This is a genomic window from Ferroglobus sp. (assembly GCF_015521575.1).
Classification (GTDB): domain Archaea; phylum Halobacteriota; class Archaeoglobi; order Archaeoglobales; family Archaeoglobaceae; genus Ferroglobus.
This window is the reverse complement of the sequence record NZ_WANY01000144.1, coordinates 1-11493: the sequence shown is the minus strand read 5'-3', so window position 1 is coordinate 11493 and position 11493 is coordinate 1. Positions and strand designations below refer to the sequence as shown.

Below are 11493 nucleotides of genomic sequence, written 5' to 3'. Positions count from 1 at the left end.
CAGCCGAGACCTTAATGAATTACGCCTTAACGATCAGAGGAGACTTCGACGAAAAGATGAGAAAAGCTGCCGAAAGGCTTTTGAACACCCGCCCCACGGCGGTAAGCCTGTTCAACGCTATAAATTTCGTGATGAGGTATGAAGGAGACAACGAAGAGGAGAAAAGAGAGAGTTTGGTTAGAAGAGCGAAGGAGTTCATCGAGTGGGTTGATACGGCTAAACAAAAAATTGGAGAGATAGGGGCAAGAAGGATAAAGAAGAACTCCGTGGTTATGACCCACTGCAATTCTTCGGCAGCCATAGCAGTCATAAAAAAGGCTTTCGATGAAGGGAAAATCGAGGAGGTCTACGCTACCGAATCTCGACCACGATATCAAGGACATTTAACGGCCAAGGAGCTTTCAGAATACGGAATAAAGGTGAATCTAATAGTGGACAGCGCTGTGAGGTATTTTATAGAAGAGGTCGACTACGTTATCGTCGGAGCGGATACGATAACTGCTAATGGAGCTTTAATAAACAAAATAGGAACATCCATGATCGCTTTGGCTGCCAAAGAAGCGAGAGTTCCCTTCATAGTTGCAGCCGAAACCTACAAGTTCAGTCCGAAAACACTCCTCGGAGAGCTTGTGGTGATAGAAGAGAGAAGCGCTGAAGAGGTCGCTGGAAAGGAGATTAGATCCCTCAAGAACGTGAGGATAAGGAATCCAGCCTTTGATGCCACCCCAAGAGGATACATAGATCTGATCGTGACTGAGATCGGAGCGATTCCGCCGGAGATGGCGTACGTCATCATAAAAGAGAGGCTCGGCTACGCTAAAATCTACGACGAGGAAATAGTTCTGTCTCCAAATCACTTCGAGTGAGGTGTCGGAATGAAAGTTACCCCTTGGGAAGTTGAGGGAATCGTCGATTACAGCAAGCTGATAGAAGAGTTTGGAATGGAGAAATTCGAAGACTTGCTTGACGAAATCGAAAAACCCATGAGGTTAATGAGAAGAGGCATCATCTTCGGGCACAGAGATTACTGGAGAATCGTCGAAGCGATGAAAGAGAGTAAAGAATTTGCTGTAATGTCCGGATTTATGCCCTCGGGCTTGCCCCACTTCGGACACAAAATGACGATGGACGAGATAGTTTGGCACAACCAAAAAGGGGGGAAAGCTTTTGTGGCTATAGCCGATATGGAAGCCCACGGAGTTCGAGGTTTAAGCTGGAAAAAGTGCTTTGAGATTGGAATGGAGTACGTCAAAGCCATCATCGCATTGGGTTTGAACGAGAACAGCGTGATATACTTCCAATCAGCCAATGAGCACGTTAAAAATTTAGCTTTCGAATTGGCTGCGGAAGTTAACTGGAGCGAGCTTAAGGCAATATACGGATTTGAAAGTGAAACCCCGCTGACGAAGATATACATTCCGGCTATACAAGCGGCAGACATTCTCTTTCCTCAATTGAAAGAATTCGGTGGGCCGAAACCGACTGTAGTTCCCGTCGGAGCTGATCAAGATCCACACATCAGGTTAACGAGAGATCTTGCTGCGAGGGCGTCGATATTTTCCTTCGAAGAGATAGAAGGCGGATTGAGAATCAGGAGCAGAAAGGGAAGCGAGTTTTTGAGGGAACTTGAAAGTTTGAACTTCGAGAAGAAATTCTACGAAGGACACGTCGACGTTTTTGGAGAGAAAAAGAGGATAGAAGAGGAGGTCAGAAAAATCGAGCTTGAAATTGGGGGTTTCGCCTTCATTCCGCCTTCATCAACCTACCACAAGTTCATCACTGGCTTAACTGGAGGAAAAATGAGTTCGAGCAAGCCCGAAAGTTACATAAGCTTACTGGACAAACCGGAAGAGGCGGAGAAAAAGGTCATGAACGCGCTAACCGGAGGAAGAGCTACTGCTGAAGAGCAAAGAAGACTTGGAGGAGAGCCGGAAAGATGTGCGGTTTTCGAGCTTTACAACTACCACCTGATTGAAGAGGACAAAGAGCTTGAAGAGATCAGGGAGAGCTGCAAGTCCGGAAAACTTCTTTGCGGGAAATGCAAAAAATACGCTGCTTCCCTCGTCGTGGAGTTTTTAAGAGATCTCCAAGAGAGAATGAGAGAGGCTGAGAGTAGGCTTGACGAGTACGAAATAATCTTTCCGAAGCATGTGGGAAATATTTGAAGGGAAAGCTCTGGAATACGACGAATGGTACGATAGAAACGAAGAGATCTTCGTGAAAGAAGTGGAGTGCTTAAAAAAGATAGTTCCTGAAGGACTCATTCTCGAAGTGGGAGTCGGAACTGGAAGGTTCGCTGAGAAGTTTTCGGCTATTGGCATAGACGCCTCTTTAGACATGCTCAAAGTTGCGAAGAGGAGAGTAGAGGTCGTGAGGGGTGATGCAAACACCCTACCTTTTAAAAGCGAGGTGTTCGATGCAGTATTGCTTATCGTTACCATCTGCTTCCTCGAAAATCCAAAGAAGGCGGTAGAGGAAATCCGAAGGGTTCTAAAAAAAGGTGGTTACCTAATAATCGGTTTCGTACCTAAAAACTCGGCTCTCGGCAAACTATACGAAGAAAAGGGGAAGAGAGGACACAGGTTTTACTCGGTCGCAAAATTTTACACGTTAGAGGAGATCAAAGAGATTCTGAACAAAAACTTTGAAATCGAGCAGATCAGCGGAATTGACGTGATATCAAGCGGAGATTTTCTTTGCGTTAAAGCTAAAAGGACGTGAAAATGATCAAACATTATGCTCTTTTGTCCTTAGCAGTCCTCTCCGTCTCTTCGGCATCGATTTTCGTTGTCCTTGCAAACGCTCCCGGATCAGTTACAGCATTTTGGCGGCTCTTTTTCTCCGTATTGATTCTCTTAGCTTTCACGAGGTCGATAAGAACTCCCAAGAGGAGTGAAGTAGTCTATCCTATCGTAGCTGGAACCGCATTAGCAATACACTTTTCAAGCTGGATGCAGTCCTTGTTTTACGCATCGGTAGCCGTAAGCACGACGATAGTTTGCACCCACGCAATTTTCTCAGCAGTATTTTCCTCTTTCTTCGGTGAGAGACCGAAGCTTTCTCAGGTTATCGGTGTCGTTATAGCTATAGTCGGAGTTTACTTTTTAAGTGGAGCCGATCCGAGTTCAAAGCCAGAGGGGATTATCTTAGCTTTGGTAGGTGCTTTAGCCGGAGGCGTTTACTTCACCCTCGGCAGATTTTCAAGGAGCAAAATTGACTTCGAGAGCTACGTGCTTTTCACCTACGCCACAGCAGCTTTGGTAAGTTTCGCAATCTCTTACCTCATCAAACTTCCACTTTTCGGCTATCCCCTCAAAACTTGGATTTTCTTCGTTCTACTCGCCGCTATCCCCATGATGCTCGGGCACACGCTGATAAATTATCTTCTAAGGCGGATGAAGGTCGTTCCAGTTACAGCGAGTATAATAGGTGAAGCTGTAGGAGCAGCTTTCTTAGCCTGGATCGTTCTTGGACAAGCTCTTGATGCCAAAGCTTACCTATCAATGATTCTCGTGCTTTTCGGAATAGGCATCGCCGTCAGAACTCAAGAGTGATCGAAGACAAAAGTTTATAATTTTTAATGAAGAGTAATTTACCGAACATGTACATTCTAACGATAGACATGCTTCAGTACGACTGCCCTTTCGTAAACACTTCAGACGACTTGGAAGTATCCTACTTCGGAACATACTGGGACTTTAAAGCTGAATGTTTCGTAGTTCGTGGTTATATAATCGCAAAAGACGAGGAAGAGTTGCAAAACGCCATCCACGCTTTGCACAATCAGCCAAAGTTCCACAAACTTCAAGTTTTGTCGAGAGAGGGAAATGTTGCGTTAGCTAGAGCTGAGATAGACTACACAAGTGCAATGAACTCCATAAGAAGAAACGGAGGGTACATAGTCGGTCCTTTCTACGTAAAAAATGGTAGCGAGCTTTGGCAAGTCGGATTCGACACGAAAGAGGATATGGAGAGGGCTTTGTACGATCTTGAAAAGGACAACCAGTTCACGATTAAAAACCAGAATAGAATCACCGTGGAAGAGTTCTCGAAAATTTTCAGCTATTCGTCAGTTCTCGCCGATTTAATGAAAGAGATAGAGAATCTAACTTTTACGGAAAGAAGAATTTTGAAAGCCGCCATAAAGCGAGGATTTTACGAAAATCCGAGAAAGGTAAACATAACCCAGCTGGCTAAGGAGTTCGGAATTTCGAAAGCTGGAGTTTCGAAAAATATACGGAGAGCTGAGAAGAAAATACTGAAACACATCGAAAAAATTCTATCCCTTGAAAAGGAGTAGCTGTTGTTAACATGTTAACTTCACACTTTAAGTCGTTTTGAGAGCTTTTTTTACTGGAGGTGATTGAAATCGACCTCAGAGGAAAGATTCTGATTTTGAACGGAGTGGTTATGTTTGCGATGCTTTTAGCTGCTTTAGCCAACGCTTGGCAAGTGCTTGGTTATTTGGTAGGTCTGAGCTTGTCTTTGTGGCTTGTTATAGGAGCGATGAGAGAGAACGAACTTGGCCCTTCAGCATGGCTCGGAGCTTTGCTCTTCATTTTCTGGGCTGTATGTATAACCCTAATTTTCAAGTACTGGGCTGAGTTCAGAGGGAAGTTTCCGGAGTTCACTATAGCAGGAATGCATCCGGGATTCTTCGTGCTGTTTCCAGTGATGTGGCTTCTGTTGTTTATTCCCGGAACTCTCAGCTACGCCCTCATTTTTGACAAGTGGATTCTCAGCGAAGAGAGGTGGAAGGAGTTTAAGAAAAAAGTCGAGGAGGCGAAGTCAAAATGAGCGATCCGCTTACAGTTAGCATCGTTATTGGATACTTCATCGTAACCTTTGCGATCGGAGTTTATGCGGTAAAAAGGGTTAAGACTGCCGAGCACTACTTCGGAGCACACAAGCTCTTTGGAACGATCGTCACCTCTGTAGCAGCTTTCGCTTCCATAATGAGTGGTTTTGGTTTCGTAGGCGGGCCGGGACTCGTTTACGCTCTCGGAGCCACATCACTATGGATAACTCTCGCCGCCCCCCTCGGTTTCGGGCTCGGATGGTTCGTCATAGGAAAGAGGGTGAGGTTGATAGCGGAAGTAAGACCCATGGCAACTCTTCCCGATTTGGCAGCTGCGAGGTTCAAAAGCGAAGCTGTTCGAGGATTACTCGCTATAAGCCTCGTTTTAGGAGTCATTGCTTATCTCGGAACGCAGGTTATGGCTGGTGGATACGTTGTTTCCGGATTGCTTGGAGTTGACTTAGAAACAGCGATTATCATAATTTTCGGAATCACGATGATCTACACAGCCGTTGCCGGAATGGCTGCAAGCATTCTAACGGACTTCTTCCAGGGGTTAATAATGCTCATTGCAGCCATTGGAGTGTTATTCTTTGCGTTAATGTTAACCGGAGGAACAGAGGGGTTGTTCACAACGATTGGTCAAAAAGATCCTATACTAATCGATCCGCTCGGTAGAGGGACGTGGGTGCTCGTTCTTATGTGGTTCTTCGTCTTCGCATTGGGTGGGCTCGGACAGCCGCATCTGGCGACGAAATTCTACGCTTTGAGAAGCTACAAAGACCTAAAGTGGGGAGCGTTGATCAGCGGGGGAAGCTACATGCTTTCAAGTTTGCTGTGGATATTCGTCGGTTACGCAGCTCTCTGGCTCGTCATAGGGGGTAAGATACCTGCTCTCCAAAAGCCGGATCAAGCGGCTATAGCATTTCTGAGCCAGCTTCCGGCTTGGATGAGTGCAGTCGTTTATGCTGGATTGCTCGCTGCGATAATGTCAACGGCAAGCGGTTTCATAGCGATAGGCACGGCAGCAATAGTTAGAGATCTGCCAATGGCTCTCGGAAAAGAGATAGAGCATGCAAAGCAAGTTTGGTGGGGAAGGATAGTCACAGTCCTTTTGACGATCTTTGCCGTCCTCTTCGGATACTATGGAAAATACCTTGTAGCGATACTCGGCGCCCTTGGATGGGGCTACTTCGCCTCTGCTACGCTTCCCCTTTTAGCTGTGGGACTAAACTGGAAGAGAGCAACTAAGGAAGGGGCGATAGCAAGTCTCATAACAGCCCTCGTTTTGAACATAGGCTTCCTAATTTACGAGAAAATCCTCGGAATGAAACTTCCCTACGCTCTGCCAAGTTATGCGGTTAGCATAATAGCTGCTCTACTCGTAATGATCTTCGTATCCTTGTTAACGAGAAGTGCAGCTGAAGAAGATATAGATCCGGATATCAGAGCGGCGATCGAAGCATAATTTTAATTTTTTAGGGGGGAAGAGTATGAAGGATTATTTTGAGTGGACGAACGAGCTTTTCAGTCCGGAGAGAGTTTTCGAAAAACCCGAAGCGCTTGAGGGTATAAGAGTTCTCGATCTGACGATGGTCATACACGGTCCAGAGACTACTTCTCTGCTTGCAGAATTTGGGGCTGAGGTAATAAAGATTGAGCCACCGAAGATGGGGGATTTAATAAGAAGCGTAAGCCTGTGGGCGAGGTTTTGGAAGGAAGCTTCCTTAGGAGCTACGTGGGTTAACAGGAACAAATACTACGTATCCATCGATTTGAAGAATCCTAAGGGAAGAGATTTATTTTTGAAGCTTGCCAAAAAAAGCGACGTTATCGTGGAGAACTTCAGACCCGGAGTTATGGACAAACTCGGCTTAAGCTACAGACACATCAAGGAAGTTAATCCCAGCATAATCTACCTCTCCCTCAGCGGATACGGGCAGTGGGGAGAAAGAAAGGACTGGCCAAGCTTTGATGCGAGCGGACAAGCTATGAGCGGGGTGTCAGCAGTCTCGGGATACGAAGAGAGAATTCCGCTAAGACTTCCCCATTATCCGGGAGACTTCATAAACGCAACAGTAGGATTTATGGCTGTGTTGATAGCTTTGTACTACAGAGAGAAAACTGGGAAAGGACAGTACATAGATTTGAGTCAGGTAGAGACTCTCCCGAGAATTATGGACGCTATTTACACCTACGTTGCTCTCAAAAAGGAAAATCGCCCGAGAATGGGCAACAGGGATCCGAACCTTTCTCCAGCAAATATGTATAAAACGAAGGACGGAAAACTGGTGGTAATTTCGATTCTCTCTCAAAGGGAGTTCGAAGCGTTGTGTAGAGCTATGAATGCTGAAGATCTCTTGAAGGATGACAGGTTTTCGACAACCACCGCAAGACTGAAAAAAGAAAATGCTGACGAACTCGACAAAATAGTTGCTGAGTGGGTTTCTAAGAGAACTCTCGACGAGGTAATAGAAGCTGCTAAGACCTACGGTTTCTCGGCTTCTCAAGTAAGGAGGAGCTTTGAAGTTTACAACGACGAGCACCTCAGAAGTAGAAAAAGCGTTTGGATTTACGACGATCCAATCCTCGGAAGTTTTGCCGCTGCTGGAACGCCGATAAAGCTCAGCAAAACTCCGGGAAGGATAAGGTGGTCTGTCTATCCGGTCGGCTATCACAACAGATACGTTTTCAAAAGGATTCTCGGCTTGAGCGATGAGGAGATCGAGGAGCTTGTTAAAGAGGGTGTCATTTCCTACTGGGCTGATGTGATCGGAAGAAAGCCACCATCAGACTTCAATCCTGAGGACGATCCGGTTTTCTCGTGGTGAGGTGAGAAGATGGAGTGGGAGGAGTTCGCTAAAAAGTTAACTGATCCTGAAGAGGCGAGATTTAAAGATGAAGCATTAAAAGATGTTACAGTTCTTGACATCAGCTACGCTCAGCCGGCAGCTCACGTTACGTCTTCCATTCTCGCCGAATTTGGGGCGAGGGTTATAAAAATCGAACCTCCAGAAGGAGACGCTCTTAGAGAGATTTCCCCTTTCGGAGAGTTTTATTTCAACAACACCGGACTGAACTTCCTCGTTGAAGGAAGAAACAAGGAGTTCATAACTTTAAACATTGAAAAAGAGGAGGGGAGGGAGCTTTTCAAGAAGCTCGTATCCAAAGCGGATGTTGTGATAGAATCTTACCCTCCCGGCTACATGGACAAGCTCGGAATCGGCTACAGACAGCTTAAAGAAATAAATCCGGGTTTGATTTACTTGGCTTTCTCCGCCCACGGTCACTTCGGAAAGAAAGCCAAAGAATTTGCGAAAATACCTGACTCAAACCTTCTTGGAATTGCTAACTCCGGTTACATGTACGCCTGCAAAGAGCTGGATGAAGCCGGAGAACCCTACAACCTACCCACCTCTCCGGGATTCTGGATGGGAAGCTACTTCACGGCAATTTACGCCGTTTCTGGTGTTTTACTTGCTTTGCTTTACAGGAACAGAACTGGAGAAGGGCAGATGATAGATGTAACCTCCACCGAGGTTATGATGAAAATAACGATGGAGTTGCAGTGGGTGCACGTTTTCAAAGAGCCGGTTGACGTTGGCGTTCTACCTCTTGACGCGGGAGTTTTCAGCTACGCTTATTACAAGATAAAAGACGGGTACGTGTTTGCAGCTGGATACACGGACGACAACTTCAGAGCCCTCGTAACTCAAATAGAGGCTCCGGAAATTTTTGAAAAATATCCAACGGTTTTCGACAGAACTCCGCTTGAAAAGCAGAAAGAGGCTTACAAAGACATTCAGAAGGCTATAGAGAAGTTCACGTTTGAAGAACTTGCAAGAAAAATGGTTGAATGGAAGAAGAGAGGTGAGAAAGGAACGGCTATTTACGCCAAGGTCATGACTCCCAAGGAAGTTTTGGAAGACAAATACTGGTGGGAAAAAGCCGTGTTCAGAAAGTACAAGGACAGACGCTACCCGGAACTCGTGGTAGTTAATTCTCCTTGGAGGTTCAGCGAAACTCCTCCAAAGCTGAAGTGGATTTGCAAAAACGTTGGAGAGGATAACGAATTCGTATACAGAACGCTCTTGGGGTTAAGCAAGGAGGATCTCGAAAACTTAAGGAAAAATAATGTTATTTAACGTCGAAAGTTCAAAACTTACTCCTTCTAATTTTTGCGAACAGTATATAGCTTAGGAAAAGCTAAAGTTGAATATGCTCGAAACAAACTTTTTCCTCGACGATGAGATCGTGACGCTTAGAGAAGAAGTTAAGGAGTTCGTGAGTGCCGTCGATCCAGAGCTTTTAAGGAAAATGGATAGAGATGAAGTGGATTACCCCTTCGAGTTCGTTGAAGAGGCGGGAAAGAGGGGATTGCTCGGCTTAAGATTCCCAGAAGAGTACGGAGGAAGAAACCTAAGCTGGCTGGCTGAGAGCGTGGCTGTTGAGGAGGTAGGAGTTCTCGGGATGGGTATCGGATGCGCTTACGCGATGATCAGCATAGTAGGAGAAGCAATATACCGCTTCGGTCAGGAATGGCAAAAGGAGGAGTTCTTGAAGCCGTTGATAAAGGGGAAAAAGATCGCCGCCGAAGGCCTCACCGAGCCAAGAGGGGGAAGCGATTTCTTCGGAACGACAACGAAAGCCGAGAAGAGGGGAAACAAGTGGATTTTAAATGGAACGAAGAGGTTCATAGCCGGAGGAAAGGTGGCTGACTTTTATCTAATTTACGCAAGGACAGATCCAAATGCTCCGGGGCATAAAGCTCTAACAGCATTTATCGTCGAGAGGGATATGGGAGTCGAAATCGAAGATCTGCACAACTTAATGGGGTTTAGAGGGATGGGGACTGCAAGAATCGCCTTCAAAAATCTGGAAGTGCCAGACGAGTACAGAGTTGGAGAGGTGAACGAAGCAAGAATCGTTTTCAACAGAATGATGATCCCGGAAAGGCTTACATCAGCTGCTGGAGCCGTTGGATTGGCAAGAGCGGCTATAGAAGTAGCTATGAAATATTCCGACAAGAGAAAAGCCTTCGGAAGAAAGATAAGAGAATTTCAGGGAGTCAGTTTTAAGGTGGCTGAGAGCATTGCGAAGCTCGATGCCGCGAGATACTTAGTTTACGCCGCAGCCAGAGCTGCTGACGATTACGATGCTGGAAAGAGCAAGTTGGATCCGAGGAGATTCGTAAGCGAGGCGAAGTATATAGCGACAGAATTTGGCTGGGAAATTGTAAACAACGCCATGCAAATACTTGGAGGGATTGGATACACGCAGGTGTATCCGGTGGAGAGGATGTTGAGGGACATGCGCTTAGCTCCGATATGGACGGGAAGCAACGAAATAATGAAGCTACTAATCCAGCATGAAGCATATAAAATGCTCGAACTTCCAAGTAGAGACAGAGACTACGAAAAGGACGCCGTGGATTGGTACAAGGAGTTCGAAAAGGTTTACGAATGAATTATTTTTAAATTCAGTACCTCTAAGAGCAATTAGGGATGATGACCCTTACGGGAGCTGAGAGGTATGAAACTGGGTAGGTCTGACCGTTCGACATGAATGCCGAATTCCATCTCGCCAATATTCTCGGAGTGCTTTTATTGAAAATCCGTACAATTCGCTAATTTTATTACCTCTCAAGCAAACTCACGCTCGAACTGCTTTCTTTTGATTTCATCAAATACATGACCGCAGAGCGGAGAAAAACGTTCGAGTGCGTGAATCGGTTATATCATCTATTGCAAAGAGATCTAAATGACTACCTCAGCGAGAGGACTATAAAAGCGGCGATTACCGAACGAATAACGCTGTAAGTTCTTCCACCAACAACTGCTTTTCTGAGCCCGAGAACATTCATGAGGGACATCACGATTAGCTCCTTCATGTGATCCGTAAGGTAAGTTCTTTCGAAGAATGAAAGGAGATCGAGGACAAAGCTTGGAGCTGTACCCTTAACAACGTCGCCCAAATCGACTGCCGGCTCGAATCATTCATCCTCGACTTCTCGCCTTATCTTCAAACTTTTGATCATGCTTACACCTCCGATATAGGAATTCTTTTAAGCTCCGGAACTTTATCGAAAGCTTTGTCGTCTGAAATCACAGTTTTATCCAACTTTAGAGCGGAAGCAGCTATCAGACTATCGAAAAAAGTCAGACCATAATTTTCTTCTATTTCGGCTTGCTTAGTGATGAGATCAGCGTCAATCGTTTTTACTTCCCTAATTAAGTTCCTATCGAAGATATCCTTTAAAGCTAATACAGCCTCTTTTATTTCTTCAGCTTTCCTACCCCTGGCTTTTAGAACTACGACAAATTCAAACAAAGCCGTATCGGGAACTTTTATTCCTCTAAGGTTCGAAATGAGCTTTAAGGCTTTTTTATGCTTTTTATCCTTAGGATTTAAAGCAAAAAGAAGGTCCGTGTCAGCTACAGGCATCCCTTAACCACTCCTCAGCTTTCTTCTCATCCCTCCTTTCATCGTAAGGTTCCCCTATGATCCTTTCGAGAACTTGAAAAGGGTCAAACTTCTTCGGCTCCATAATTATCTTTCCCTCTTTCACTTTCACACTCAACAGATCGCCTTCCTTTATTCCGAGCATTTCTCTAACTTTTTTCGGAATGACCAGAGTAAATTTTTTTCCGACTCTCACGACATCTGATTCCATCATTGATCTTACTTGCTCTTTT

At 45.3% G+C, this 11493-nt stretch carries 13 protein-coding genes; 10 read left to right on the top strand and 3 right to left on the bottom strand.

What is annotated here, in order from left to right; genetic code table 11:
- From F7C14_RS05990 to F7C14_RS05945, 10 genes are all read left to right on the top strand, one after another.
- On the top strand, positions 1 to 866 hold an 866-nt coding region (locus tag F7C14_RS05990; RefSeq protein ID WP_290900868.1), incomplete at its 5' end, for a ribose 1,5-bisphosphate isomerase.
- 9 nt (positions 867 to 875) lie between these two features.
- Positions 876 to 2165 (top strand): tryptophan--tRNA ligase, encoded by a 1290-nt coding sequence (locus tag F7C14_RS05985; protein ID WP_290900866.1) that lies wholly within the window; start codon positions 876 to 878, stop codon positions 2163 to 2165.
- Entirely contained in the window at positions 2149 to 2721 is a 573-nt protein-coding gene (locus F7C14_RS05980; RefSeq protein WP_290900864.1) for a class I SAM-dependent methyltransferase, read from the top strand. The genes F7C14_RS05985 and F7C14_RS05980 overlap by 17 nt, the downstream gene beginning before the upstream one ends.
- A 2-nt stretch (positions 2722 to 2723) precedes the next feature.
- Positions 2724 to 3554 (top strand): DMT family transporter, encoded by an 831-nt coding sequence (locus tag F7C14_RS05975; RefSeq protein WP_290900870.1) that lies wholly within the window; start codon positions 2724 to 2726, stop codon positions 3552 to 3554.
- Between the two features lie 47 nt (positions 3555 to 3601).
- Complete coding sequence (locus tag F7C14_RS05970; RefSeq protein ID WP_290900862.1) at positions 3602 to 4300, top strand: helix-turn-helix domain-containing protein; 699 nt, start codon at positions 3602 to 3604, stop codon at positions 4298 to 4300.
- A gap of 59 nt (positions 4301 to 4359) precedes the next feature.
- The gene (locus F7C14_RS05965) at positions 4360 to 4797 is read left to right on the top strand and encodes a hypothetical protein (protein WP_290900860.1); all 438 of its coding nucleotides are present in this window, start codon (positions 4360 to 4362) and stop codon (positions 4795 to 4797) included.
- Positions 4794 to 6266 carry a sodium/proline symporter gene (locus F7C14_RS05960; protein ID WP_290900858.1) on the top strand — a complete coding sequence of 491 codons (1473 nt, stop codon included), beginning with the start codon at positions 4794 to 4796 and terminating at the stop codon, positions 6264 to 6266. The genes F7C14_RS05965 and F7C14_RS05960 overlap by 4 nt, the downstream gene beginning before the upstream one ends.
- Before the next feature lie 25 nt (positions 6267 to 6291).
- Positions 6292 to 7629, top strand: a complete 1338-nt coding sequence (locus F7C14_RS05955; protein ID WP_290900856.1) for a CoA transferase — start codon at positions 6292 to 6294, stop codon at positions 7627 to 7629.
- Between the two features lie 9 nt (positions 7630 to 7638).
- Entirely contained in the window at positions 7639 to 8943 is a 1305-nt protein-coding gene (locus F7C14_RS05950; RefSeq protein WP_290900854.1) for a CoA transferase, read from the top strand.
- A 73-nt stretch (positions 8944 to 9016) separates the two neighbouring features.
- Complete coding sequence (locus tag F7C14_RS05945) at positions 9017 to 10264, top strand: acyl-CoA dehydrogenase family protein (RefSeq protein WP_290900852.1); 1248 nt, start codon at positions 9017 to 9019, stop codon at positions 10262 to 10264.
- Between the two features lie 298 nt (positions 10265 to 10562).
- On the opposite strand, the gene F7C14_RS05940 is transcribed toward F7C14_RS05945, so the two are convergent.
- The 3 genes from F7C14_RS05940 to F7C14_RS05930 form a co-directional block, all read right to left on the bottom strand.
- Positions 10563 to 10772 (bottom strand): hypothetical protein, encoded by a 210-nt coding sequence (locus tag F7C14_RS05940; protein WP_290900850.1) that lies wholly within the window; start codon positions 10770 to 10772, stop codon positions 10563 to 10565.
- Positions 10773 to 10837: 65 nt separating this feature from the next.
- Positions 10838 to 11242, bottom strand: a complete 405-nt coding sequence (locus F7C14_RS05935; protein WP_290900848.1) for a PIN domain-containing protein — start codon at positions 11240 to 11242, stop codon at positions 10838 to 10840.
- Complete coding sequence (locus F7C14_RS05930; protein ID WP_367114343.1) at positions 11229 to 11471, bottom strand: AbrB/MazE/SpoVT family DNA-binding domain-containing protein; 243 nt, start codon at positions 11469 to 11471, stop codon at positions 11229 to 11231. Before F7C14_RS05930 ends, F7C14_RS05935 begins: the two co-directional genes overlap by 14 nt.
- Positions 11472 to 11493 lie beyond the last annotated feature (22 nt).